The following is a 25,251-nucleotide window of genomic DNA, read 5'->3' on the forward strand; positions in this document are numbered from 1 at the left end:
AAATTACTCGGCGGTGTGAGCGGCGATGGTGCAGGCAGGTTTGCCGGCAGCGTATTTAAGACTGGGGTCGACCAGCGCGTCGAAGCGTTTCAGCGCCTCGGAGCCGATCAAAAGCGGGTATTGGAACGCACTTCGGTCGGTGAGGTTCACTTCGATGCTGCGCATTGCCGAACCCATGCAGATATCCAGCTCGATCACCGGACGGGCGGTGTACTGCTTGCCTTCTTCCGGATCGTAGTCGCCGGCGCGGCGCTTGATCTTGCTGACCCGCGCCAGCGGCCGTTCGATGGGGTGTGAATGCGCGGTGTCGATGGCCAGGTAGAAACGTACCCAGGATTCACCGTTGCGTTTGAAACGTTTGATGTCGCGGGCGCTCAGCGAGGCGGTTTTCGCCCCGGTGTCGAGTTTGGCCGCAACTTCGAGATTGATGCCGTCAAGCGAAGCGTATTCGTTGAGGCCGTACACGGTTTTTTCCCCCGCGGCGGCGAGGCCCGGCAGGCAAAACAGAGCAAAAAAGGTGGGGAAAGGCTTGAGTCTCATAAATCCTGGTGCGCAGCGTTCCGTTATCGGTTCAGGTGCCCGCGCAACCGTGCGCAAGCCCCCGCGTGTGCCTGGCAGCTTTTTATGGCAAGCCGTACTAAAGACCCGCAAATGCGGGCGGCATTCTAGCACGGTGGTTTTATGGCGCCAGCGCTTGCGCCGACCCATAGGCGTTGAGCAATTATCCTTGTGGCAGCCCCTGTGGGAGCGAGCTTGCTCGCGAAGGCGGCGTGCCATTCGAAGCCACGTTGACTGACATTCCGCTTTCGCGAGCAAGCTCGCTCCCACACTGGCTGAGTGCCCAGTAGATTGCGGTTATTAGACGATTGTCGACAATACCTATTTATCCTTTGACTCATCGGGCCAGATTGGCTAGTTTTTGCCGCATTGGATTTAAAGGTGTCGACAATCATGCTGGATCAACTCGATCCCCCGGTCATCAATGGCGACGATTCCGAGACGCTGTCGGAAAACGTCTTCCGCCGCATCCAGGCCGCTATCGTCAAAGGCGAAATCGCCCCGGGCAGCAAGATCTCCGAGCCGGAACTGGCGCGTACTTATGGCATCAGTCGGGGGCCGCTGCGTGAGGCGATCCATCGTCTGGAAGGCCAGCGCCTGCTGGTGCGTGTGCCGCACGTCGGTGCGCGGGTGGTTTCGCTCAGCCATGCCGAATTGATCGAACTCTACGAAATCCGTGAATCCCTCGAAGGCATGGCCTGCCGCCTCGCCGCCGAGCGCATGAGCGTCGAGGAAATCGACGAACTGCGCCGGGTGCTGGAAACCCACGAGCGCGATGCGGCGTTTCAGGCCGGCGTCGGTTACTACCAGCAGGAAGGCGATTTCGACTTTCATTACCGGATCATCCAGGGCAGCGGCAATCGCACGCTGACGCAGATGCTCTGCGGCGAGCTGTATCAACTGGTGCGCATGTACCGCATCCAGTTTTCCACCACGCCGAATCGCCCGCACCAGGCTTTCGCCGAACACCACCGCATTCTCGATGCCATCGCCGACCGTGACGGCGAGCTCGCGGAATTGTTGATGCGCCGCCACATCGGCGCCTCGAAACGCAACATCGCCCGTCACTACGAGGACGGCGCCCACAACAAGACAGCCACTGAACGAGGTGATGCATGACTTCCAACCTGAACACGCCGGGCCAGCGCTTCCGCGATGCGGTCGCCAGCGAGCATCCTTTGCAAGTGGTCGGCGCGATCAACGCCAACCACGCGCTGCTGGCCAAGCGCGCCGGTTTCAAGGCGATCTACCTGTCCGGCGGCGGCGTGGCCGCAGGTTCTCTGGGCGTGCCGGACCTGGGCATCACCGGGCTGGACGACGTGCTCACCGACGTACGCCGTATCACCGATGTTTGCGACCTGCCGCTGCTGGTGGATGTTGACACCGGTTTTGGCTCGTCGGCCTTCAATGTCGCGCGCACGGTCAAGTCGATGATCAAGTTCGGCGCGGCGGCGATTCACATCGAGGACCAGGTTGGCGCCAAGCGCTGCGGCCATCGCCCCAATAAAGAAATCGTCAGCCAGCAGGAAATGGTCGATCGCATCAAAGCCGCCGTCGATGCCCGTACCGACGACAGCTTCGTGATCATGGCGCGTACCGACGCACTGGCAGTGGAGGGTCTGGAATCGGCACTTGATCGCGCGGCAGCGTGCATCGAAGCCGGCGCCGACATGATCTTCCCGGAAGCGATTACCGAACTGGACATGTACAAGCTGTTCGCCAATCGTGTGAAAGCACCGATCCTGGCCAACATCACCGAGTTCGGCGCAACGCCGCTGTACACCACCGAACAACTGGCCGGCGCTGACGTCTCGCTGGTGCTTTACCCGCTGTCGGCGTTCCGCGCGATGAACAAGGCAGCGGAAAACGTCTACACCGCGATCCGCCGCGATGGCACGCAACAGAATGTCATCGACACCATGCAGACTCGCATGGAGCTCTACGATCGTATCGATTACCACACGTTCGAGCAGAAGCTCGATGCGTTGTTTGCACAGAAGAAAGGCTGAACAAAACCCTGTGGGAGCGAGCCTGCTCGCGAAGACGGACTGACATCCAAGATTGATGTCGACTGATCCAGCGCTTTCGCGAGCAGGCTCGCTCCCACAAGTTTCCCCATACAAATTCAAGAAGATTGGAGAACACAATGGCCGAAGCAAAAGTACTCAGTGGCGCCGGGCTCCGTGGCCAGGTAGCCGGGCAAACCGCACTGTCCACCGTGGGCCAGGCCGGTGCCGGGCTGACCTATCGCGGCTACGACGTGCGTGAACTGGCCGCCGACGCGCAATTTGAAGAAGTCGCCTATCTGCTGCTGTACAGCGAACTGCCGACAACAGCGCAACTGGCCGACTATCAAAGCAAACTGAGCAAGCTGCGCGACCTGCCGCAGGCACTCAAGGAAGTGCTTGAACGAATTCCCGCCGACGCCCACCCGATGGACGTCATGCGTACCGGTTGCTCGTTCCTCGGCAACATCGAACCGGAGAAAGACTTCTCCGAACAGCGCGACAAGACCGACCGTCTGCTCGCCGCGTTCCCGGCGATCATGTGCTACTGGTATCGCTTCAGCCACGACGGCAAGCGCATCGACTGCGTCAGCGACGAACCGACCATCGGCGGCCACTTCCTGCACTTGCTGCACGGCAAGAAGCCAAGCGAACTGCACGTCAAAGTCATGAACGTGTCGCTGATCCTCTACGCCGAACACGAATTCAATGCCTCAACCTTCACCGCGCGCGTATGCGCTTCGACCTTGTCGGATCTGTACTCGTGCGTGACGGCGGCCATCGGTTCGCTGCGTGGCCCGTTGCACGGTGGCGCCAACGAAGCGGCGATGGAAATGATCGAGCGCTTCGGTTCGCCGGAAGAGGCGATCAAAGGCACCCTCGGCATGCTCGAGCGCAAGGACAAGATCATGGGTTTCGGCCACGCGATCTATAAGGACAGCGACCCGCGCAACGAGGTGATCAAGGGCTGGTCGAAAAAACTCGCGGACGAGGTCGGCGACAAGGTGTTGTTCCCGGTTTCCGAGGCCATCGACAAGACCATGTGGGAGCAGAAGAAACTGTTTCCGAATGCCGACTTCTATCACGCCTCGGCTTACCACTTCATGGGCATCCCGACCAAGCTGTTCACGCCGATCTTCGTCTGCTCGCGCCTGACCGGCTGGGCCGCGCACGTGTTCGAACAACGCGCCAACAACCGCATCATCCGCCCAAGCGCCGAATACACCGGCGTCGAACAGCGCAAGTTCGTGCCAATCGAACGTCGCTGAATGGTGAGCTGACCCGGAACCAGAGAACCCCGCTAGACCCTGTGGGAGCGAGCCTGCTCGCGAAGACGGACTGGCATCCAACAAGGATGTCGACTGATCTACCGCTTTCGCGAGCAGGCTCGCTCCCACAGTGGACGGTGTGTAACTCAGGTTTCTGGCCCACCCTTTGCAACCACCGTGACCCGAGTCCTGACCCGATGAACACAGAATTCCGCAAGAACCTGCCCGGCACGCCGCTGGATTACTTCGACACCCGCGCGGCGGTCGAGGCGATTGCGCCTGGCAGCTACGACACCTTGCCGTACACCTCCCGCGTGCTCGCGGAAAACCTCGTGCGTCGCTGCGACCCGGCCACGCTCACCGATTCCCTCAAGCAACTGATCGAACGCAAACGCGATCTCGATTTCCCGTGGTTCCCGGCGCGGGTGGTCTGCCATGACATCCTCGGCCAGACCGCGCTGGTCGACCTCGCTGGCCTGCGCGATGCCATCGCTTTGCAGGGCGGCGACCCGGCGCAGGTCAACCCGGTGGTGCCGACGCAATTGATCGTCGACCACTCGCTGGCCGTCGAGGCGGGCGGTTTCGATGCCCAGGCCTTCGAGAAGAACCGCGCCATCGAAGATCGCCGCAACGAAGACCGTTTCCACTTCATCAACTGGACCAAAAAGGCCTTCAAGAACGTCGATGTGATCCCGCCGGGCAACGGCATCATGCACCAGATCAACCTGGAGAAAATGTCGCCGGTGATTCAGGTGCGCGAAGGCGTGGCGTTTCCCGACACTTGCGTCGGCACCGACAGCCACACCCCGCACGTCGATGCGCTGGGTGTGATTGCCATCGGCGTCGGCGGCCTTGAAGCCGAGAGCGTGATGCTCGGCCGTGCGTCGTGGATGCGTCTGCCGGAAAGCGTTGGCGTCGAACTGACCGGCAAGCTGCAACCGGGCATCACCGCTACCGACATGGTCCTGGCCCTGACCGAATACCTGCGCAAGCAGAAAGTCGTTGGCGCCTGGCTCGAGTTCTTCGGCGAAGGCGCGGCAGCGCTGACCCTCGGTGACCGCGCGACCATCTCCAACATGGCCCCGGAATACGGCGCCACGGCGGCGATGTTCTACATCGACCAGCAGACCATCGATTACCTGAAACTGACCGGTCGTGAAGACCAGCAGGTTCAATTGGTCGAGCAATACGCCAAGCTCACCGGCCTGTGGGCTGACAGCCTCAAAGGTGCGCAATACGAGCGTGGCCTGACCTTCGATTTGTCCTCGGTGGTGCGCAACATGGCCGGCCCGAGCAACCCGCACGCCCGCGTTGCGGTATCGGATCTGGCGGCCAAAGGCATCTCCGGCCAGTGGGATGACGTGCCGGGGCAAATGCCCGACGGCGCGGTGATCATCGCCGCCATCACCAGTTGCACCAACACCAGCAACCCGCGCAACGTCATTGCCGCCGGCCTGTTGGCGCGCAATGCCAACAAGCTCGGCCTGACGCGCAAGCCGTGGGTCAAATCCTCGCTGGCGCCCGGTTCGAAAACCGTGGCGCTGTACCTCGATGAAGCGGGGCTGACCACTGAGCTGGAACAGCTCGGTTTCGGCGTCGTGGCGTTTGCCTGCACCACTTGCAACGGCATGTCCGGCGCCCTCGATCCGCTGATCCAGCAAGAGATCATCGACCGCGATCTGTACGCGACCGCGGTGCTTTCCGGCAACCGCAACTTCGACGGCCGCATTCACCCGTACGCCAAACAGGCATTCCTCGCCTCGCCGCCGCTGGTGGTTGCCTACGCGATCGCCGGGACCATCCGTTTCGATATCGAGAAAGACGTGCTGGGCGTGGTCGATGGCCGGGACATCCGCCTGAAAGACATCTGGCCGAGCGATGAAGAAATCGATGCGGTGGTGAAGTCTTCGGTCAAGCCTGAGCAGTTCCGTCAGGTCTACATTCCGATGTTTGCCGTGCATGAAGACACCGGGCCGAAAGTCGCGCCGCTGTACGACTGGCGCGAGATGAGCACCTACATCCGCCGTCCGCCGTACTGGGAAGGCGCGCTGGCCGGCGCCCGTCCGCTGAAGGGCATGCGCCCGCTGGCGGTGCTGCCGGACAACATCACCACTGATCACCTGTCGCCATCGAACGCGATCATGCTCGACAGCGCCGCCGGCGAATACCTGGCGAAAATGGGCCTGCCGGAAGAGGACTTCAACTCCTACGCCACCCACCGTGGCGACCACCTGACGGCCCAGCGCGCGACGTTCGCCAACCCGAAACTGTTCAACGAAATGGTCGTGGAAAACGGCAAGGTCAAACAGGGTTCGCTGGCGCGCGTCGAGCCGGAAGGCCAGGTCATGCGTATGTGGGAAGCCATCGAAACCTACATGCAGCGCAAGCAGCCGCTGATCATCATCGCTGGCGCTGACTACGGCCAGGGTTCGTCCCGTGACTGGGCGGCGAAAGGCGTGCGCCTGGCCGGTGTCGAGGCGATTGCCGCTGAAGGGTTCGAGCGCATTCACCGCACCAACCTGGTGGGCATGGGTGTGTTGCCGCTGGAATTCAAACCCGGCACCAACCGCCACACCCTGGCCATCGATGGCAGCGAAACCTACGACGTGATCGGCGAGCGCAAGCCGCGTGCGGATCTGACGCTGGTGATCAATCGCAAGAACGGCGAGCGCGTCGAAGTGCCGGTGACCTGCCGTCTCGATACCGCTGAAGAAGTGTCGATCTACGAGGCCGGCGGCGTGTTGCAGCGCTTCGCACAGGACTTCCTCGAAGGATCGGCGGTAGCCGTTTAAACAGGTTTAGCGGCCGAGGGGTGATGAGTCCCTTGGCGGCTTAGAAGGAGCAATCATGGCTCACGCACCACAAATCAGAATCCCTGCGACTTACATGCGCGGCGGCACCAGCAAAGGCGTGTTCTTCAGCCTCAAGGATCTGCCCGAAGCAGCGCAGGTCCCAGGCCCGGCGCGCGACGCGTTGCTGCTGCGAGTGATCGGCAGCCCCGATCCCTACGACAAACAGATCGACGGCATGGGCGGCGCGACGTCGAGTACCAGCAAAACCGTGATCCTGTCGAAAAGTACCCGCGCCGATCACGACGTCGATTACCTGTTCGGCCAGGTGTCGATCGACAAGCCGTTCGTCGACTGGAGCGGCAACTGCGGCAACCTCTCGGCGGCGGTCGGTTCGTTCGCCATCAGCAACGGTCTGGTCGACGCCAGCCGCATTCCGCACAACGGCGTAGCGGTGGTGCGCGTGTGGCAGGCCAACATCGGTAAGACCATCATCGCCCACGTGCCGATCACCAACGGCGAAGTGCAGGAAACCGGTGATTTCGAACTCGACGGCGTGACCTTTCCGGCGGCCGAAGTGCAGGTCGAATTCATGGATCCGGCGGCGGAAGAAGAGGGCGGCGGTGGCTCGATGTTCCCCACCGGCAATCTGGTCGATGAGCTTGAGGTCCCGGGTGTCGGCACGTTCAAGGCGACCATGATCAACGCCGGGATCCCGACGATATTCGTCAACGCCGAAGACATCGGCTACACCGGCACCGAACTGCAAGGCGCGATCAACGGCGATCCGCAAGCGCTGCTGATGTTCGAGACAATTCGTGCTTACGGTGCGTTGCGCATGGGCCTGATCGCCAATCTGGAAGAAGCCGCCAAGCGGCAACACACGCCGAAAGTTGCGTTCGTCGCCAAGCCTGCGGATTACGTGGCGTCGAGCGGTAAAGCGATCGCTGCTGGTGACGTGGACCTGCTGGTGCGCGCGTTGTCGATGGGCAAACTGCACCACGCGATGATGGGCACGGCAGCGGTGGCGATCGGCACGGCGGCGGCGATTTCCGGGACGTTAGTAAATCTTGCTGCTGGTGGGATCGAACGCAACGCGGTGCGTTTCGGCCATCCGTCCGGGACGTTGCGCGTGGGCGCCGAGGCGACGCTGGAGAATGGCGAGTGGGTGGTGAAGAAAGCCATCATGAGCCGCAGTGCGCGGGTGCTCATGGAAGGCTATGTCCGCGTGCCCGGCGATTGCTTTTAAGCAACAGCAATATCCCTGTGGGAGCGAGCCTGCTCGCGAAAGCGATGCATCAGACATGCAAATGTTGACTGACACTCAGCCTTCGCGAGCAGGCTCGCTCCCACAGTGGATTGCACTTCAATCATAAGAAATCGTTAGCCCTGAACCGAGGTCCCATCAACGAACCACTTCACGAGTGAATCGAACATGAGCGCCAACGTCGACCTGAACAACCGCCCCGATTACGATGCAGTCCTGCAGGACATCGCCGACTACGTCCTCACCTTCAAGCCCGAATCCGCCGAGGCGCTGAACACCGCGCGCAATTGCCTGATCGACACGCTGGGCTGCGGTCTGCTGGCCCTGCGTTTCCCCGAATGCACGAAACACCTCGGCCCGATCGTCGAAGGCACGGTTGTACCGTTCGGTGCGCGCGTGCCCGGCACCAGTTATCGTCTCGACCCGGTCAAAGCCGCCTGGGACATCGGCTGCATAGTCCGCTGGCTGGACTACAACGACACCTGGCTTGCCGCCGAATGGGGCCATCCATCGGACAACCTCGGTGCCATCCTCGCCGTTGCTGATCACCTGTCACAGAAACGCATCGCTAACGGTGAAGCGCCGCTGACGGTCCGCGATCTGCTGGAAGCGATGATCATTGCCCACGAGATTCAAGGCGTGATCGCTCTGGAAAACTCCTTTAACCGGGTAGGACTGGATCACGTCATTCTGGTGAAAGTCGCCTCGACCGCCGTCAGCGCCCGACTGATGGGCGCCAATCGCGAGCAGCTGCTGTCGGCGCTGTCCCACGCCTTCGCCGACGGTCAGGCGCTGCGCACCTATCGCCATGCGCCAAACGCCGGCTCACGCAAATCCTGGGCGGCGGGGGATGCGACGAGTCGCGGCGTGCGTCTGGCCGACATCGCCATGCGCGGTGAGATGGGCATTCCCGGTGTGCTGAGCGCGAAGCAGTGGGGCTTCTATGACGTATCGTTCAGCCACACCAACAACGATCTGGCGCTGAAACCTGCGGACAAACGCGCTTTCAGCTTTTCCCGGCCGCTCGGCAGTTACGTGATGGAAAACGTGCTGTTCAAGATCAGTTTCCCCGCCGAATTCCATGCGCAGACGGCATGCGAGGCGGCGGTGACCTTGCATCCGCTGGTTCGCAATCGGCTGCATGAGATCGACCGCATCGTCATCACCACCCATGAATCGGCGATCCGCATCATTTCCAAGGTCGGCCCGCTGGCCAATGCCGCCGACCGCGACCACTGCCTGCAATACATGACCGCCGTGCCGCTGGCATTCGGCAATCTGGTGGCGGAGCACTACGAAGACGACTTCCACAAGGCGCATCCGATCATCGATGTGCTGCGCGAAAAAATGCTCATCGTTGAAGAACCGCGCTTCACCCGCGAATACCTTGAGCCTGACAAACGCTCGATCGCCAACGCCGTGCAGGTGTTTTTCAAGGACGGCAGCAGCACCGACAACGTCGTGGTGGAGTACCCGATCGGCCATCGCCGCCGCCGCGCCGAGGGCATTCCGTTGCTGGAGGACAAGTTCAAGGCCAATCTGGCCGCGCGGTTTGCCGGGCAGCGTTGCGCTGAGATTTTTGCGCTGTGCGAGGATCAGGCGCAGCTTGAAGCCACGCCGGTGAATCGATTCATCGACCTGTTTGTGATCTGACGGACCGCGTTATCGTTCTTCGCGGGCAAGCCCGCTCCCACAGGGAATGGTGATGAACACAGAAATTGTGAACGCCTTCAGAACCTGTGGGAGCGGGCTTGCCCGCGATAGCGTCAGATCAGGCACCGCAAACCTACTTGAACCGCCGCTCAACGCCTTTTTCCACGAGAATCTTCGCCGAAATCTCTTCCACCGAGAAATGCGTGGAATTGATGTGCGGAATGTTCTCGCGGCGGAACAGGTTTTCCACTTCGCGCACTTCGAATTCGCACTGGGCGTAGCTCGAATAACGGCTGTTGGGCTTGCGCTCATTGCGGATCGCGGTCAGGCGGTCGGGGTCGATGGTCAGGCCGAACAGCTTGTGCTGATGGGCGCGCAGGGCGGTGGGCAGGGTCAGGCGTTCCATGTCGTCTTCGGTCAGCGGATAGTTGGCCGCGCGGATACCGAACTGCATGGCCATGTACAGACACGTCGGCGTTTTGCCGCATCGCGACACGCCCACTAGTATCAGATCGGCTTTGTCGTAATAGTGGGTGCGCGCGCCGTCATCGTTGTCGAGGGCGAAGTTCACCGCCTCGATGCGCTCCATGTAATTGGAGTTGTGTCCGATCGAATGGGATTTGCCGACGGTGTAGGAAGAATGCTCGGTGAGCTCCTGTTCGAGCGGCGCGAGGAAGGTCGAGAAAATGTCGATCATGAAACCATTGGACGTTGCGAGAATCTCACGAATGTCCTGATTGACGATGGTGTCGAAGATGATCGGGCGAAAGCCGTCGGTTTCAGCGGCTTTGTTGATTTGTTGTACCATGGCCCGCGCTTTTTCCACGCTGTCGATGTAGGGCCGCGTGAATTTGCTGAAGGTAATGTTTTCGAACTGCGCCAACAGGCTTTGACCCAGGGTTTCGGCGGTAATGCCGGTGCCATCGGAGATGAAGAAAGCAGATCGTTTCATTTGCACCTTGGGCCTTAAGCTAGTAACGAATCTTGGATATGATAGGCGCGATTTGCCGGCCGCCATTGGCCCGCATTCTCACTTATTTTCCAGGTCCAGGCCATACAACCGGCCAAGGCTCCCCCGGGCCGCCGGTTTCTGAGCTTTTCCAACACAGTTAGTGGAGAGATCACCTTGGTAGAGTACGTAGTTTCCCTCGATAAGCTCGGCAAACACGATGTTGAGCATGTGGGGGGCAAGAACGCATCCCTGGGCGAGATGATCAGTAACCTGGCAGGCGCCGGTGTTTCGGTCCCCGGCGGCTTCGCCACGACGGCTCAGGCCTATCGTGACTTCCTCGAACTGAGCGGCCTGAACGATCAGATCCACAAGGCCCTCGACGCGCTCGACGTCGACGACGTCAATGCCCTGGCCAAGACCGGCGCGCAGATCCGCCAATGGATCATGGACGCCGAATTCCCTGAAAAGCTCAACACCGAGATCCGCACCGCGTTCGCCGCGCTGTCGGCCGGCAACCCTGACGTGGCCGTGGCCGTGCGTTCTTCCGCCACCGCCGAAGACCTGCCGGACGCGTCCTTCGCCGGTCAGCAGGAAACCTTCCTGAACATCCGTGGTGTGGAAAACGTTATCCGCGCCGCCAAAGAGGTGTTCGCTTCGCTGTTCAACGACCGTGCGATTTCCTACCGCGTGCACCAGGGCTTCGACCACAAACTGGTCGCCCTGTCGGCTGGCGTGCAGCGCATGGTGCGTTCGGAAACCGGCACCGCCGGCGTGATGTTCACCCTCGATACCGAATCCGGTTTCCGTGACGTGGTATTCATCACCGGCGCTTACGGCCTGGGCGAAACCGTCGTACAAGGCGCGGTCAACCCCGATGAGTTCTACGTACACAAAGGCACCTTGGAAGCCGGTCGTCCGGCCATCCTGCGCCGCAACCTGGGCAGCAAAGCCATCAAGATGATCTACGGCGACGAGGCCAAGGCCGGTCGTTCGGTCAAGACTGTCGATGTCGACAAGGCCGAACGCGCGCGTTTCTGCCTGACCGACGCCGAAGTCAGTGAGCTGGCCAAGCAGGCGATGATCATCGAGAAGCACTACGGCTGCCCGATGGACATCGAGTGGGCCAAGGACGGTGACGACGGCAAGCTGTACATCGTGCAAGCGCGTCCGGAAACCGTGAAAAGCCGCACCCAGGCCAACGTGATGGAACGTTACTTGCTCAAGGAAACCGGCACCGTGCTGGTGGAAGGTCGGGCGATCGGCCAGCGCATCGGCGCCGGCAAAGTACGCATCATCAAAGACGTCTCGGAAATGGACAAGGTCCAGCCGGGCGACGTGCTGGTTTCCGACATGACCGACCCGGACTGGGAACCGGTGATGAAGCGCGCCAGCGCCATTGTCACCAACCGTGGCGGGCGTACCTGCCACGCGGCGATCATCGCCCGTGAGCTGGGCATCCCGGCTGTGGTAGGTTGCGGCAACGCCACCCAGCTGCTGAAGGATGGCCAGGGCGTGACCGTATCCTGCGCCGAAGGCGACACCGGCTACATTTTCGAAGGCGAACTGGGCTTCGACATCAAGAAGAACTCCGTCGACGCCATGCCGGAGCTGCCGTTCAAGATCATGATGAACGTCGGCAACCCGGACCGCGCCTTCGACTTCGCCCAATTGCCGAACGCCGGCGTTGGTCTGGCGCGTCTGGAATTCATCATCAACCGCATGATCGGCGTGCACCCGAAAGCGCTGTTGAACTACGACGGCCTGCCGCAGGAAATCAAGGACAGCGTCGACAAGCGTATTGCCGGTTACAGCGACCCGGTCGACTTCTACGTCGACAAACTGGTGGAAGGCATCAGCACCCTGGCTGCAGCGTTCACGCCGAAGAAAGTCATCGTGCGTCTGTCGGACTTCAAGTCCAACGAATACGCCAACCTGATCGGCGGCAAGCTCTACGAGCCGGAAGAAGAGAACCCGATGCTGGGCTTCCGTGGCGCTTCGCGTTACATCAGCGAATCGTTCCGCGACTGCTTCGAACTCGAATGCCGCGCGCTGAAACGTGTGCGCAACGAGATGGGCCTGACCAACGTTGAAATCATGGTGCCGTTCGTCCGCACTCTCGGCGAAGCCAGCCAGGTGGTCGATCTGCTCGCCGAGAACGGCTTGAAGCGCGGCGAGAACGGTCTGCGCGTGATCATGATGTGCGAACTGCCATCCAACGCGATTCTGGCCGAGGAATTCCTCGAATTCTTCGACGGTTTCTCGATCGGCTCCAACGACCTGACCCAACTGACTTTGGGTCTGGACCGCGATTCGGGGATCATCGCGCACCTGTTCGACGAGCGGAATCCGGCGGTGAAGAAGCTGTTGGCCAACGCCATTCAGGCCTGCAACAAGGCCGGCAAGTACATCGGCATCTGCGGTCAGGGTCCTTCGGACCACCCGGATCTGGCCAAGTGGCTGATGGAACAGGGCATCGAAAGCGTGTCGCTGAACCCGGACACCGTGCTGGAAACCTGGTTCTTCCTCGCCGAAGGTCAGGCACAGGCTTGATCAACATGTGAACGGGCCGCGCCCCCTGTAGGAGCGAGCCTGCTCGCGAAGACGGAGCAACATTCACCATGGATGTTGATTGATACACCGCTTTCGCGAGCAGGCTCGCTCCCACATGGGCCGGGCCTTGAGATTGAAGTAGGGCGGGCTCCAGCGGATGCCGCCCTTTTTTGTGCAAGAGCATTATGCAAAGCAGCAGCAACCTGTTTCCTGTCGCGCTGATCAGCGCCGAGCGGCGCGGCGATCTGAGCGAAGACGTCTATCGATTGAAACCCGGCAACAGCCCGGACTGGTCCGTGGAGATCGCCGTCACCCGCCTGGGCATGGCCGATGACACGGCGCCACGCGGCGTGCCGGTGATTCTGTTGCACGGCAGCTTTTCCAATCGGCGCTTCTGGTTTTCCCCCAAAGGCCTCGGGCTCGGCGCGTATCTGACGCGGCTGGGCTTCGACGTGTGGATTCCGGAAATGCGCGGTCACGGCCTGTCCCAGCGCAACGAAGACTATCGGCGCAACCGCGTGGCCGACTACGCCCGCTACGATCTGCCGGCGATTGCCGCGTTCGTGCGTGAGCAGAGCGGACAGATCCCGCACTGGATCGGCCATTCGCTGGGCGGCATCACCCTGGCGGCGGCGCTCGGTGGCGAATATCTCGGCGAACCGGCCGTGGCCTCGGCGGCGTTTTTCGGCACCCAGGTCAGCCGCACCTACTGGCCGTTGAAAATCCCACCGGTGGAGTGGGGCGGGCGCTTTATTCTCAAACGTTTCGCGCAGTTGTCCGGCTCACGTCTCAAACGCGGCCCGGAAGACGAGCCGATCGGCCTGGCCATCGAAAGCATGCGCTGGTACGGCTTGTTCGGCCGCTTCGGCGACAAGGACAAGGATTGGTGGGCCGGGCTTGCCGAGGTGCAGGTGCCGGTATTGGCTGTGACGGCAGCGGGTGATCATCAGGATCCGGCGTGGGCCTGCCGCAAGCTGTTCGAACAGATCGGCGCCGAGCACAAGCAGTTCATCAACCTGGGCCGCGAGCAGGGCTTCTCGGATAATTTCGGCCATGTCGAAATGCTGGTGAGCAAAGCAGCGCAGGCTGAAGTGTGGCCGCTGGTGGCGCGCTGGTTGAAGGATCAGCAGACACCGTTGCTTGAGCAGCCAGCGAATCTGGCCGCCGCAGTGTGAAGGGCGTTCCGTTCAGCCTGGCTTGCGGCTAAGATATGACGCATTGTGCGGTTCTGGTCATATTTCGTGACTGTTTAGCTATTACGTTTCAGGTTTTGTTCAGGTTGCGTCAGCGACCATGCCATGGACTAAGGTAAACAGCGACCGCCGGAACTCGTCTCATCAGAATGCGGCATCCCTTGATCGTCTTCCTTGTTACAGGAGTTTTTCGATGGAACATTACCTTACGCCTGACCTGTGCGACGCCTACCCGGAGCTGGTGCAGGTGCTGGAACCGATGTTCAGCAATTTCGGCGGCCGGGATTCCTTCGGCGGCGAAATCGTGACCATCAAATGCTTCGAAGACAATTCGCTGGTCAAGGAGCAGGCCGAACTCAACGGCAAAGGCAAAGTGCTGGTGGTCGATGGCGGCGGTTCGCTGCGTCGCGCCCTGCTGGGCGACATGATCGCCGCCAAGGCCGCGCAGAACGGTTGGGAAGGGCTGGTGATCTACGGTTGCATCCGTGACGTCGACGTCATTGCGCAGACCGATCTCGGCGTGCAGGCGCTGGCCAGCCATCCGATGAAAACCGACAAGCGCGGCATTGGCGACCTCAACGTCCCGGTGACTTTCGCCGGCGTGACGTTCCACCCAGGCCAGTACATTTATGCGGACAACAACGGCGTGATCGTTTCGCCGACTCCGCTGAAAATGCCTGAATAAGATTTTCGACAAGGGATGCGGATGTTCGAGGAAGAAAACGCGCAATGGGGGCTGGTGCATGCCCTGGTGCTGGACGGCAAGGGCGGTGCGCGTTCGATAGCCCGGACTGAGCTCGACGATTTGCAGCTGCAGGCCCATGAAAGCCTGTGGCTGCACTGGGATCGCAGCCATCCGCAGACCCGTACCTGGCTGCGCAAATCCAGCGGGCTCAATGAATTCACCTGCGATCTGTTGCTGGAAGAGAATACCCGCCCGCGTCTGTTGCCATTGCCCGACTCCGAGCTGTTGCTGTTTCTGCGCGGGGTCAATCTCAATCCCGGCGCCGAGCCGGAAGACATGGTCTCGGTGCGGATTTTCGCCTCGGCTCAGCGGGTGATTTCCCTGCGCTTGCGTCCGTTGCGGGCTACGGATGAGTTGCTGGCGCTGCTGGTTGAGGGCAAAGGGCCGAAAACTTCCTCTGAATTGATGCTGTATCTGGCGCAGTTCCTCACCAATAAAGTGCAGGATCTGGTTGCGTGCCTGTCGGAAGTGGTCGATGAAGAGGAAGAAAAACTCGACGCCGACGAACGGTATACCCCCGAGCACGGGGCCATTTTGCACATCCGCCGCAGAGCCGCTGGGCTGAAGCGTTTTCTCGCCCCACAGCGGGATATTTTCGGACAGCTGACGCGGATCAAACTGCCGTGGTTCGTCGAAGACGACGCCGACTACTGGAACGAATTGAACAACAGCCTGACCCGTTATCTGGAAGAGCTGGAATTGACTCGAGAGCGCGTGGGGCTTGTGCTGGAGGCCGAAGACCGGCGTTTGAGCGTGCACATGAACCGCACCATGTATCGCTTCGGCATCATTACCTGCATCTTTTTGCCGATGAGTTTCATCACCGGTCTGCTCGGGATAAATGTCGGCGGTATTCCGTTCGCCGAAAGCCCGTATGGCTTCCTGATCGCCTGTCTGACGGTGCTCGCCCTGGCATGCGGCCAGTGGTGGTTGTTCCGTCGATTGCGCTGGGTGTGAACATGGCGCATGTGACCCGAGCAAATCTGCCCGCGTCTTTCACAGACATCACGAGAGGTGCGTATGCACGATCCGTTTGAACAGTCTTTGCGCGACATGCTCAACGCTTCGCCGTCCAGCCGCGACGACGATGCGTGCCTGGGCCGCGTACTCAAAACCGCCAACCGCCAGGTCGGCGCCGGTGATCTGTTCAGCCTGCTGGGCCGCTGGCTGCCCGCGCTGATGATCGCCCTGAACAATGGCTCGGCGCATGTCTCGCCGGTTTCCCGTCTTCGTAAAACTACCGCTCGCACTGCTGATAAGGCTGATTGAATATGGAACTTGATCTCTGGACTCAGAGCCTCGTCACTGCAATGACTGCGTTGTGGACCAAAGTCGCTAACTTCATTCCGAACCTGTTCGGCGCACTGGTTGTGCTGCTGTTGGGTTTCGTCGTGGCCAAGCTGCTCGACACCTTGCTCTCCAAATTGCTCGCAAAACTGGGCCTCGATCGCCTGATGGGCGGCACCGGGCTGACCAAGCTAATGTCGCGTGCCGGGCTGCAGGTGCCGATCTCGACGCTGATCGGTAAAATCGTCTACTGGTTCGTTCTGCTGATTTTTCTGGTTTCTGCGGCAGAATCCCTTGGCCTCGAGCGAGTTTCAGCTACGCTGGACATGCTGGCGTTGTATCTGCCGAAAGTATTCGGCGCCGCGCTGGTGTTGCTGGTCGGGGTCCTGTTGGCGCAACTGGCCAACGGGCTGGTGCGCGGCGCAGCAGAAGGCGTAGGCCTGGACTACGCTTCGGGGTTGGGGCGGATCGCGCAGGGGCTGGTGATCATCATCAGCATCTCGGTTGCGATCAGCCAGCTCGAGGTCAAGACTGACCTGCTGAACCATGTGATTGTTATCGTATTGATTACCGTTGGTCTGGCAGTTGCGCTGGCCATGGGTTTGGGAAGCCGGGAAATTGCCGGTCAGATTCTTGCGGGAATCTATGTGCGTGAGCTGTACGAGGTTGGGCAACAAGTGCGTGTTGGCGAGGTCGAAGGCCAGATCGAAGAGATCGGCACGGTTAAAACCACATTGCTGACCGATGAGGGTGAGCTAGTCTCTCTCTCCAATCGGATCCTGCTGGAACAGCATGTGAGTAGCCGCTAAACCGGCAAACCCTGCTAATGTATGCCGCCGCAAAATGCCAGCCGAGGCTGGTTGTGGCGGACATTGACCTGACTGTCGGCACGACTTGTTTTGAATAAAGCCCAACCGCTATCCACGCGCTACGACCCCCGCGAGCTCTCTGATGAGGAGTTGGTCGCGCGCTCGCATACCGAGCTGTTTCACGTAACGCGCGCCTACGAAGAGTTGATGCGGCGTTACCAGCGAACATTATTTAACGTCTGCGCGAGATATCTTGGGAACGATCGCGACGCAGACGATGTCTGTCAGGAAGTGATGCTGAAGGTGCTGTACGGCCTGAAGAACTTCGAGGGGAAATCGAAGTTCAAAACCTGGCTTTACAGCATCACTTACAACGAATGCATCACGCAGTATCGGAAGGAACGGCGTAAGCGTCGCTTGATGGACGCTCTCAGTCTGGACCCTCTTGAAGAAGCGTCTGAAGAAAAGGCGCCGAAACCGGAGGAGAAGGGTGGGCTTGATCGCTGGCTGGTGTATGTGAATCCGATTGACCGCGAAATTCTGGTGCTACGATTTGTCGCAGAGCTGGAGTTTCAGGAGATCGCAGACATCATGCACATGGGTTTGAGTGCGACAAAAATGCGTTACAAACGCGCTCTAGATAAATTGCGTGAGAAATTTGCAGGCATTGCTGAAACTTAGTTCAGCGCAAATATCTCTTACGTGTAGGCAAGTTCTGATAGACTTGCCGCCGAGTTGTCCCCCGGTTTGCGGGACTGCTTCACAATCACCAGATGGGGATTTAACGGATGAAACTGAAAAACACCTTGGGCTTGGCCATTGGTTCTCTGATTGCCGCCACTTCGTTCGGCGCTCTGGCACAAGGCCAAGGCGCAGTTGAAATCGAAGGCTTCGCTAAGAAAGAACAATTCGACAGCGCTCGTAACTTCAAGAACAACGGCAACCTGTTCGGCGGTTCGATCGGTTACTTCCTGACCGACGACGTTGAACTGCGTCTGGGCTACGACGAAGTGCACAACGTACGTGCCGACGATGGCAAGAACGTCAAAGGCGCTAACACCGCTCTGGACGCTCTGTACCACTTCAACAACCCAGGCGACATGATTCGTCCATACGTTTCGGCCGGTTTCTCTGACCAGAGCATCGACCAGAACGGTTCGAACGGTCGTAACCGTTCCACCTTCGCCAACGTTGGCGGCGGTGCCAAGCTGTACTTCACCGAGAACTTCTACGCCCGTGCCGGCGTTGAAGCTCAGTACAACATCGACCAGGGCGACACCGAGTGGGCTCCTAGCGTCGGTATCGGTGTGAACTTCGGTGGCGGCTCCAAGCCAGCTGCTGCTCCAGTTCCAGCACCTGCTGAAGTCTGCTCCGACAGCGACAACGATGGCGTTTGCGACAACGTTGACAAGTGCCCGGACACCCCAGCCAACGTAACCGTTGACGCTGATGGCTGCCCAGCAGTTGCTGAAGTTGTTCGTGTTGAGCTGGACGTGAAATTCGACTTCGACAAGTCGGTAGTCAAGCCAAACAGCTACGGCGACATCAAGAACCTGGCTGACTTCATGAAGCAGTACCCATCCACCACCACTACTGTTGAAGGTCACACTGACTCCGTCGGTCCTGACGCTTACAACCAGAAACTGTCCGAGCGTCGTGCAAACGCCGTTAAGCAAGTTCTGACCAACCAGTACGGTGTTGAATCGTCCCGCGTTCAGTCTGTTGGCTACGGCGAATCCCGCCCAGTTGCTGACAACAAAACTGACGCTGGCCGCGCTGTAAACCGTCGCGTAGAAGCGCAGGTTGAAGCTCAAGCTAAGTAATTAGCTGCCGCTGATGGAAAAGCCCGGCTCAGGCCGGGCTTTTCTTTGTCTGCGATTTGGCTTCGCCGCTTAAAGCGCCTGCACGTTGTACGCCGTCCCGGAGCTACCGAAGGTTGCGATCTTTTGCCCTTGAGCAACAGCCGCCACCGCACCAATCACCAGAATCGCCGGGCTTTTCAATTCAAACGCCGAGGCATCCTCAGCCATCGCAGTCAGATCACTGCGAAATTCACGCTGATGCGCCAAAGAGGCGTTTTCGATCATCGCCACTGGCGTATGCGCCGCCATCCCTCCGGCGAGCAGCTGATCACGAATCTCGCCCAGCTTGGCCACGCCCATGTAAACCACCAGCGTCGTCCCGCCTTGCGCCAACGCCTGCCAGTTCAACTGGCTGTCATCCTGGGTGTGCGCAGTCACCAGCGTCACCCCGCGCGCCACGCCCCGCAACGTCAGCGGAATATCGCACTGGGTCGCCCCGGCCAGCCCGGCGGTGATGCCATTGACCAGTTCCACTTCAACCCCGCGCTCGCGCAACCACTGCGCTTCTTCGCCACCGCGGCCGAAAATGCACGGATCGCCGCCTTTCAGGCGCACCACGCATTTGCCCTGGCGGGCATAACGCAGCATCAGCCGATGGATAAACGCCTGCGGGGTCGAACGGCAGCCGCCGCGTTTGCCCACCGGGATCACCCGCGCAGCCGGGCAGTGCTCCAGCACCGCGTCGTTGACCAGATCATCGATCATCACCACATCGGCCTCGCGCAATGCGCGCACCGCTTTGAGCGTCAGCAACTCCGGATCGCCAGGGCCTGCGCCCACCAGCCAGACTTTCGCATTCATGGTGTTGTCCTCGTTAAATGACCGCGACCGGCCGCGCTTCGGCAGCCAGCAGACGCTTGATTTCCGGCACGCAGGAACCGCATTGCGTGCCGCATCGGAGATTGTTTTTCAGGCCTTGCAGATCCAGGCCCTGGCGAATGCCGGCGCAGACTGCGTTGAGGCTGACGTTTTCGCAATTGCACAAGGTCTTGTCGGTCGCAATGGCGCCGACAGTACCCGGCGGCGCGCTCATCGGCGCGAGCAGCCAGCGCCGCAGTTGTTGGTCGGCGCGGCCCTCCAGCCACAGGCTCTGCAACCAGTGTTGCGCAAGGGTTTCGCCGGCCAGGCGAATGGCGGTGATACGGCCGTTTTCGATGCGCACGCGCTTGCCAATGGCGCGACGCGGATCGTCATAGGCTAGAACCGGGCCATCCAGCAGTGACAGGCACTGGTCGATCTCGCCCAGCAGCTGTGGATCCGGCGCCTGGCCGTGTGCAGCGCGTATCAGCAGCGCTGGCCGCTCACGACCGACAAGGCTGAAGCTGACGTAGGAAAACGCCTCGCACAGCGGTCGTAGCGTCTCGAAATGCCGTTGGACATCACCCTCGATCAAGGCGAACAGCTGCCACGGCAGGTTGACTGCCTCCAGACGCACGCCGCTGTGCTTGAGCTCCGGTTGTTTGGACAGCGGATCAAGCGCCGGCAAGGTCAGCGTGTTGACGCCGCCCTTGAGATAGCGATCGCCCCAGTGCATCGGCAGGAACGCCTGGCCCGGACGCACGCTGTCGTCGCTGCCGACCGCAACAATCACTGCACCACGGCGGCTTTTCAAACTGACCAGATCGCCGGGCTGCAAGCGGTGCCGGCGCATCTCGTCAGGGTGCAGGCTCAGCACGGCTTCGCTGACGTGGCCGAACAATTGCGCGGCGGTGCCGGTGCGGCTCATGCCGTGCCACTGGTCACGCAGACGACCGGTGATCAAAGTCAGCGGGAAGCGCGCGTCGCGTTGTTCCTTGGCGGCGCGATACGGATCGGCAATGAACTGCGCGCGGCCATTGGCTGTAGGAAAAATGCCGTCGCCGTACAAGCGTGGCGTGCCTTGGCGGGCGCCGGCAGGGAAGGGCCATTGCTGCGGACCGATCTCGTCGATCAAGGCATGACTGATCCCGGACAGATCCAGGTCTCGCCCACGGGTCAGCGCTTTGAATTCATCAAACAACTGCGAAGGTTGATCGAAAGCGAACAGGCTTGGCTGCCTGGGGCGCAGACGTTTCTCCAGACGCTGTGCGAAATCCACCGTGATGGCCCAGTCCGGCCGCGCTTCGCCCGGTGCGACAACCGCTTTGCGCACGTGGGAAATGCGCCGCTCGGAGTTGGTCACCGAACCTTCTTTCTCGCCCCAACTGGCGGCGGGTAATAGCAGGTCGGCAAACGCAGCGGTTTCGGTGGTGCGAAAGGCTTCCTGCAACACCACAAACGGGCAGGCCTCAAGCGCTGCGCGGACTGCGCTCTGATCAGGCATCGATTGCGCCGGATTGGTACAGGCAATCCACAGCGCTTTGATTTTGCCGCTGCGCAGGTTTTCGAACAGTTCGATGGCGCTCAGGCCCGGCGCCTCGGGCAAGCTCTCCACGCCCCAGTACGCCGCCACTTCGGCGCGATGTTCCGGGTTGGCGGCATCGCGGTGACCCGGCAGCAGATTGGACAGACTGCCGGTTTCCCGCCCGCCCATGGCGTTCGGCTGACCGGTCAGGGAGAAAGGTCCTGCACCGGGCCGGCCAATTTGCCCGGTGGCCAAGTGCAGATTGATCAGCGCGCTGTTTTTCGCGCTGCCGGCGGTGGACTGATTCAGGCCCATGCACCACAGCGACAGGAAGCTCGGCGCCGTGCCGACCCATTCTGCGCATTGCTGCAGTTGCTCGATGCTGATGCCGCACAGCTGCGAAACCATTTGCGGGGTGTAATCGCGGACCAGCGTTTTGAGTTCGACGAGGCCTTCGGTGTGCGCCTTGATGAAATCGCGATCAATCCAGTCTTCCCACAGCAGCAGATGCAAAATCCCATGGAACAACGCGACATCTGTGCCCGGAAGAATCGCCAGATGCAGGTCGGCCAGATCGCAGGTGTCGGTGCGACGCGGGTCGATAACGATGACTTTCATCTGCGGGCGACGGGATTTGGCTTCCTCCAGCCGGCGAAAAAGTACCGGATGGGCGTAGGCCATGTTACTGCCGACGATCATCACGCAGTCGCTGAGTTCCAGATCCTCATAGCTGCACGGCGGTGCGTCGGCGCCGAGGCTGCGTTTGTAGCCGACCACCGCCGAGGACATGCACAGCCGCGAATTGCTGTCGATGTTGTTGGTGCCGACCAGCGCCCGCGCCAGTTTGTTGAAGGCGTAGTAGTCCTCGGTGAGCAACTGCCCGGAGATGTAGAACGCCACGCTGTCCGGGCCGTGTTCGGCGATGGTTTCGGCAAACACGTTGGTCGCGTGGTCGAGGGCGGTATCCCAGTCAGTACGGCTGCGCGCCAGGCCTTTGCCCAGGCGCAGTTCCGGGTACAAGGCGCGGGCGGCGAGGTCGCCGGTCAGGTGCAGCGTCGAGCCTTTGCTGCACAGTTTGCCGAAGTTGGCCGGGTGCGTCGGATCGCCGCTGACGCCGAGGATGCGCTCGCCGTCATGCTCGATCAGTACGCCGCAGCCGACCCCGCAGTAACAGCAGATCGAGGCGGTCGTCTGACGGTTCATCAGATGGCGTCCCGCAGGGCCAGTTGCACCCGGCCGTTCTCGACCCGCGCCGGATGGTGATGGGCACAGCCGATGTCCGGCGCCTGAGCTTCGCCGGTTTCCAGGTCGATCTGCCAGTTATGCAGCGGGCAGGCCACGCGCTTGCCATAGATCAGGCCCTGCGACAGCGGGCCGCCCTTGTGCGGGCAGCGGTCATCGAGGGCGAAAACCTCGTCGTCGCTTGTGCGAAAAATCGCGATGTCTCCTTTCGGCCCGGCAATGATCCGCGAACCGAGGGCGTTGATCTCTTCCAGCGCACAGATATCGAGCCAGTTCATGCCGGCACCTCCAGGTTTTTCACGGGGATCACGTCGAATTCTTTCTTCAGTTGCGGCTGCGCCAAGCGCTCTTTCCATGGGTCCTGTTCGAACGACAGGGAGAATTGCAGGCGCTCGTTCAAAGCCTTGCGCCGCTCGGCATCTTCGAGCACGTTTTTCTTGATGTGCTCCATGCCGACCCGTTGCAGGTAGTGCACGGTGCGTTCGAGGTAGAAGGCTTCTTCGCGGTAGAGCTGCAGGAACGCGCCGTTGTATTCACGGACTTCCTCGGCAGTCTTGAGCTTGACGAAGAACTCGGCGACTTCGGTCTTGATCCCGCCGTTGCCACCGATGTACATCTCCCAGCCGGAGTCGACGCCGATGATTCCTACGTCCTTGATGCCCGCTTCCGAGCAGTTGCGTGGGCAACCGGACACTGCCAGCTTCACTTTGTGCGGCGACCACATGTTGAACAGGTCGTGCTCGAGTTCGATGCCCAGTTGCGTCGAGTTCTGTGTGCCGAAGCGGCAGAACTCGCTGCCGACGCAGGTTTTCACGGTGCGGATGGATTTGCCGTAGGCGTGGCCGGACGGCATGTCGAGGTCTTTCCAGACGCCGGGCAGATCCTGTTTCTTGATCCCCAGCAAGTCGATGCGCTGACCGCCGGTGACCTTGACCATCGGCACGTTGTACTTGTCGGCCACATCGGCGATCCGCCGCAGTTCCGACGGATTGGTCACGCCGCCCCACATGCGCGGCACCACCGAATAGGTGCCGTCCTTCTGGATGTTGGCGTGGGCGCGTTCGTTGATCAGACGCGATTGCGGGTCGTCCTTGGCCTCGCCCGGCCAAGTGGAAATCAGGTAGTAGTTGAGCGCCGGGCGACAGGTCGCGCAGCCATTGGGCGTGCGCCAGTTCAGGTAACTCATGGTCTCGGCGATGGTCAGCAGGTGTTCCTGACGGATCGCCTGACGAATCTGCCCGTGGTTGAGGTCGCTGCAACCGCAGATGGCTTTTTCGCTTTTCGGTTTGACGTCGGCCGCGCCACCCACTGTATTGATCAGGATCTGTTCAACAAGGCCGGCGCAGGAACCGCAGGAGCTGGCAGCCTTGGTGTGTTTCTTCACTTCATCGACGCTGAACAGGCCGTGTTCCTGAATCGCCTTGACGATGGTGCCCTTGCACACACCGTTGCAGCCACACACTTCGGCGCTGTCGGCCATGACCATGGCTTTGTCCTGGCCCTGATGTCCTACGTCGCCTAAAGCGTTTTCGCCGAACATGAGGTGATCGCGGATCTCGCCGATGGCGTGATTCTCACGAATCTGCCGGAAATACCAACCGCCATCTGCCGTATCGCCGTACAGACAGGCGCCGACCAGCACGTCATCCTTGATCACCAGTTTTTTGTACACGCCGCCGATCGGGTCGGAGAGGGTGATGGTCTCGGTGCCTTCGCCGCCCATGAAATCGCCGGCGGAGAACAGGTCGATGCCGGTGACTTTCAATTTCGTCGAAGTCACCGAGCCCTGATAGCGAGCGAAACCCAGTTGCGCGAGGTGATTGGCGCAGACCTTGGCTTGTTCGAACAGCGGCGCAACGAGGCCGTAGGCTATGCCGCGATGGCTGGCGCATTCTCCGATTGCGTAGATGCGCGGGTCGTAGGTTTGCAGGGTGTCGCTGACCAGAATCCCGCGATTGCACGGAATGCCGGCCTTTTCTGCCAGTTCGGTGTTGGGGCGGATGCCGGCGGCCATCACCACCAGATCGGCAGGAATGATGTCGCCGTTCTTGAACTGCACCGAGCCGACCCGGCCATTGCCGGCATCGTGCAGGGCTTGGGTCTGTTCGCATAGGCGGAAGTGCAGGCCACGGGATTCCAGCGCCGATTGCAGAAGCTGGCCGCTGGTCTTGTCCAATTGCCGCTCCAGCAGCCATTCGCCGAGGTGCACCACGGTGACGTGCATGCCACGCAGCATCAGGCCATTGGCCGCTTCGAGGCCGAGCAGGCCGCCGCCGATGACCACGGCGTGCTTGTGGGTCCTGGCGGTGTCGATCATGGCCTGGGTGTCGGCGATGTCGCGATAGCCGATCACGCCCTGCAAAGTGTTGCCGGGGATTGGCAGGATGAACGGGGTCGAGCCGGTGGCGATCAGCAGACGGTCGTACTCGGCTTCGGTGCCGTCCTCGGCAATCACTCGGCGTTTGACCCGGTCGATCTCCACCACTTTGCGGTTGAGCAGCAACTTGATGTTGTTTTCCAGATACCAGTCGAGGTCGTTGAGGACGATCTCTTCGAACGTCTGCTCGCCGGCCAGCACCGGCGACAGCAGGATGCGGTTGTAGTTGGTGTGCGGTTCGGCGCCGAAGACGGTGATGTCGTAGAGCTCGTCGCTCAGCTTGAGCAGTTCTTCCAGGGTACGCACCCCGGCCATGCCATTGCCGATCATCACCAGTTTGAGTTTTTTCATCAGGTTCTCCGGGAGCTGC

Annotated in this window: 20 protein-coding genes; 14 read left to right on the forward strand and 6 right to left on the reverse strand. The window is 60.7% G+C overall.

Going from position 1 to position 25,251, the window contains the following annotated elements:
• Positions 1 to 3: 3 nt before the first annotated feature.
• Positions 4 to 540: an ATP-dependent zinc protease gene (locus OK411_RS10035; protein WP_016773819.1), complete on the reverse strand. Its 537-nt coding sequence runs from the start codon at positions 538 to 540 to the stop codon at positions 4 to 6.
• Positions 541 to 954: 414 nt separating this feature from the next.
• Between OK411_RS10035 and OK411_RS10040 the strand changes: the two genes are divergently transcribed.
• The 6 genes from OK411_RS10040 (at position 955) to prpD (ending at position 9,541) form a co-directional block, all read left to right on the forward strand.
• Positions 955 to 1,677 carry a GntR family transcriptional regulator gene (locus OK411_RS10040; protein ID WP_172834046.1) on the forward strand — a complete coding sequence of 241 codons (723 nt, stop codon included), beginning with the start codon at positions 955 to 957 and terminating at the stop codon, positions 1,675 to 1,677.
• Complete coding sequence (prpB, locus tag OK411_RS10045) at positions 1,674 to 2,567, forward strand: methylisocitrate lyase (RefSeq protein ID WP_024012298.1); 894 nt, start codon at positions 1,674 to 1,676, stop codon at positions 2,565 to 2,567. Before OK411_RS10040 ends, prpB begins: the two co-directional genes overlap by 4 nt.
• 137 nt (positions 2,568 to 2,704) lie before the next feature.
• The gene (gene prpC, locus OK411_RS10050; RefSeq protein ID WP_264364811.1) at positions 2,705 to 3,832 is read left to right on the forward strand and encodes a 2-methylcitrate synthase; all 1,128 of its coding nucleotides are present in this window, start codon (positions 2,705 to 2,707) and stop codon (positions 3,830 to 3,832) included.
• A gap of 197 nt (positions 3,833 to 4,029) precedes the next feature.
• Positions 4,030 to 6,624, forward strand: a complete 2,595-nt coding sequence (gene acnD / locus OK411_RS10055; RefSeq protein ID WP_110601314.1) for a Fe/S-dependent 2-methylisocitrate dehydratase AcnD — start codon at positions 4,030 to 4,032, stop codon at positions 6,622 to 6,624.
• Between the two features lie 55 nt (positions 6,625 to 6,679).
• Positions 6,680 to 7,870 (forward strand): 2-methylaconitate cis-trans isomerase PrpF, encoded by a 1,191-nt coding sequence (prpF, locus tag OK411_RS10060; protein ID WP_264364812.1) that lies wholly within the window; start codon positions 6,680 to 6,682, stop codon positions 7,868 to 7,870.
• Positions 7,871 to 8,056: 186 nt separating this feature from the next.
• Positions 8,057 to 9,541 (forward strand): 2-methylcitrate dehydratase, encoded by a 1,485-nt coding sequence (prpD, locus tag OK411_RS10065; protein WP_264364813.1) that lies wholly within the window; start codon positions 8,057 to 8,059, stop codon positions 9,539 to 9,541.
• Positions 9,542 to 9,674: 133 nt separating this feature from the next.
• On the opposite strand, the gene OK411_RS10070 is transcribed toward prpD, so the two are convergent.
• On the reverse strand, positions 9,675 to 10,493 hold the full coding sequence (locus tag OK411_RS10070; protein ID WP_016773826.1) for a pyruvate, water dikinase regulatory protein: 819 nt from the start codon (positions 10,491 to 10,493) through the stop codon (positions 9,675 to 9,677).
• 174 nt (positions 10,494 to 10,667) lie between these two features.
• On the opposite strand from OK411_RS10070, the gene ppsA reads away from it, so the two are divergent.
• The 8 genes from ppsA to OK411_RS10110 all read left to right on the forward strand — a co-directional run bounded on the left by ppsA (position 10,668) and on the right by OK411_RS10110 (position 18,900).
• Entirely contained in the window at positions 10,668 to 13,043 is a 2,376-nt protein-coding gene (ppsA, locus tag OK411_RS10075) for a phosphoenolpyruvate synthase (protein ID WP_136493903.1), read from the forward strand.
• Positions 13,044 to 13,228: 185 nt separating this feature from the next.
• Complete coding sequence (locus OK411_RS10080) at positions 13,229 to 14,218, forward strand: alpha/beta fold hydrolase (protein ID WP_136493904.1); 990 nt, start codon at positions 13,229 to 13,231, stop codon at positions 14,216 to 14,218.
• A gap of 211 nt (positions 14,219 to 14,429) precedes the next feature.
• Positions 14,430 to 14,921 (forward strand): ribonuclease E activity regulator RraA, encoded by a 492-nt coding sequence (rraA, locus tag OK411_RS10085; RefSeq protein ID WP_039762996.1) that lies wholly within the window; start codon positions 14,430 to 14,432, stop codon positions 14,919 to 14,921.
• Positions 14,922 to 14,942: 21 nt separating this feature from the next.
• The gene (locus tag OK411_RS10090; RefSeq protein WP_151551273.1) at positions 14,943 to 15,938 is read left to right on the forward strand and encodes a zinc transporter ZntB; all 996 of its coding nucleotides are present in this window, start codon (positions 14,943 to 14,945) and stop codon (positions 15,936 to 15,938) included.
• 63 nt (positions 15,939 to 16,001) lie between these two features.
• Complete coding sequence (locus OK411_RS10095; protein WP_003223293.1) at positions 16,002 to 16,250, forward strand: hypothetical protein; 249 nt, start codon at positions 16,002 to 16,004, stop codon at positions 16,248 to 16,250.
• A 2-nt stretch (positions 16,251 to 16,252) separates the two neighbouring features.
• On the forward strand, positions 16,253 to 17,077 hold the full coding sequence (locus tag OK411_RS10100) for a mechanosensitive ion channel family protein (protein ID WP_016773831.1): 825 nt from the start codon (positions 16,253 to 16,255) through the stop codon (positions 17,075 to 17,077).
• A gap of 90 nt (positions 17,078 to 17,167) precedes the next feature.
• Complete coding sequence (sigX, locus tag OK411_RS10105; RefSeq protein ID WP_016773832.1) at positions 17,168 to 17,758, forward strand: RNA polymerase sigma factor SigX; 591 nt, start codon at positions 17,168 to 17,170, stop codon at positions 17,756 to 17,758.
• A gap of 107 nt (positions 17,759 to 17,865) precedes the next feature.
• The gene (locus OK411_RS10110; protein WP_016773833.1) at positions 17,866 to 18,900 is read left to right on the forward strand and encodes an OmpA family protein; all 1,035 of its coding nucleotides are present in this window, start codon (positions 17,866 to 17,868) and stop codon (positions 18,898 to 18,900) included.
• Positions 18,901 to 18,969: 69 nt separating this feature from the next.
• Here the strand turns inward: OK411_RS10110 and cobA are convergent, their stop codons facing one another.
• The 4 genes from cobA to nirB are packed head-to-tail and all read right to left on the reverse strand — an operon-like array spanning position 18,970 to position 25,232.
• The gene (gene cobA, locus OK411_RS10115) at positions 18,970 to 19,740 is read right to left on the reverse strand and encodes a uroporphyrinogen-III C-methyltransferase (RefSeq protein WP_264364814.1); all 771 of its coding nucleotides are present in this window, start codon (positions 19,738 to 19,740) and stop codon (positions 18,970 to 18,972) included.
• A gap of 13 nt (positions 19,741 to 19,753) precedes the next feature.
• Positions 19,754 to 22,465 (reverse strand): nitrate reductase, encoded by a 2,712-nt coding sequence (locus OK411_RS10120; protein WP_264364815.1) that lies wholly within the window; start codon positions 22,463 to 22,465, stop codon positions 19,754 to 19,756.
• Positions 22,465 to 22,782: a nitrite reductase small subunit NirD gene (gene nirD, locus OK411_RS10125; RefSeq protein ID WP_016773836.1), complete on the reverse strand. Its 318-nt coding sequence runs from the start codon at positions 22,780 to 22,782 to the stop codon at positions 22,465 to 22,467. Before nirD ends, OK411_RS10120 begins: the two co-directional genes overlap by 1 nt.
• Complete coding sequence (nirB, locus tag OK411_RS10130; RefSeq protein WP_136493907.1) at positions 22,779 to 25,232, reverse strand: nitrite reductase large subunit NirB; 2,454 nt, start codon at positions 25,230 to 25,232, stop codon at positions 22,779 to 22,781. The genes nirD and nirB overlap by 4 nt, the downstream gene beginning before the upstream one ends.
• Between the last annotated feature and the right edge of the window lie 19 nt (positions 25,233 to 25,251).

The sequence above is a fragment of the Pseudomonas sp. RG1 genome, assembly GCF_025910115.1.
Classification (GTDB): domain Bacteria; phylum Pseudomonadota; class Gammaproteobacteria; order Pseudomonadales; family Pseudomonadaceae; genus Aquipseudomonas; species Aquipseudomonas atacamensis.

Bases quoted from the DNA above. Each gene is read 5' to 3' on its own strand.
- OK411_RS10035 (WP_016773819.1), bottom strand. From the start codon at position 540: ATGAGACTCAAGCCTTTCCCCACCTTTTTTGCTCTGTTTTGCCTGCCG.
- prpB (WP_024012298.1), top strand. From the start codon at position 1,674: ATGACTTCCAACCTGAACACGCCGGGCCAGCGCTTCCGCGATGCGGTC.
- prpC (WP_264364811.1), top strand. From the start codon at position 2,705: ATGGCCGAAGCAAAAGTACTCAGTGGCGCCGGGCTCCGTGGCCAGGTA.
- acnD (WP_110601314.1), top strand. From the start codon at position 4,030: ATGAACACAGAATTCCGCAAGAACCTGCCCGGCACGCCGCTGGATTAC.
- prpF (WP_264364812.1), top strand. From the start codon at position 6,680: ATGGCTCACGCACCACAAATCAGAATCCCTGCGACTTACATGCGCGGC.
- prpD (WP_264364813.1), top strand. From the start codon at position 8,057: ATGAGCGCCAACGTCGACCTGAACAACCGCCCCGATTACGATGCAGTC.
- OK411_RS10070 (WP_016773826.1), bottom strand. From the start codon at position 10,493: ATGAAACGATCTGCTTTCTTCATCTCCGATGGCACCGGCATTACCGCC.
- OK411_RS10080 (WP_136493904.1), top strand. From the start codon at position 13,229: ATGCAAAGCAGCAGCAACCTGTTTCCTGTCGCGCTGATCAGCGCCGAG.
- rraA (WP_039762996.1), top strand. From the start codon at position 14,430: ATGGAACATTACCTTACGCCTGACCTGTGCGACGCCTACCCGGAGCTG.
- OK411_RS10090 (WP_151551273.1), top strand. From the start codon at position 14,943: ATGTTCGAGGAAGAAAACGCGCAATGGGGGCTGGTGCATGCCCTGGTG.
- OK411_RS10095 (WP_003223293.1), top strand. From the start codon at position 16,002: ATGCACGATCCGTTTGAACAGTCTTTGCGCGACATGCTCAACGCTTCG.
- OK411_RS10100 (WP_016773831.1), top strand. From the start codon at position 16,253: ATGGAACTTGATCTCTGGACTCAGAGCCTCGTCACTGCAATGACTGCG.
- OK411_RS10110 (WP_016773833.1), top strand. From the start codon at position 17,866: ATGAAACTGAAAAACACCTTGGGCTTGGCCATTGGTTCTCTGATTGCC.
- cobA (WP_264364814.1), bottom strand. From the start codon at position 19,740: ATGAATGCGAAAGTCTGGCTGGTGGGCGCAGGCCCTGGCGATCCGGAG.
- OK411_RS10120 (WP_264364815.1), bottom strand. From the start codon at position 22,465: ATGAACCGTCAGACGACCGCCTCGATCTGCTGTTACTGCGGGGTCGGC.
- nirD (WP_016773836.1), bottom strand. From the start codon at position 22,782: ATGAACTGGCTCGATATCTGTGCGCTGGAAGAGATCAACGCCCTCGGT.
- nirB (WP_136493907.1), bottom strand. From the start codon at position 25,232: ATGAAAAAACTCAAACTGGTGATGATCGGCAATGGCATGGCCGGGGTG.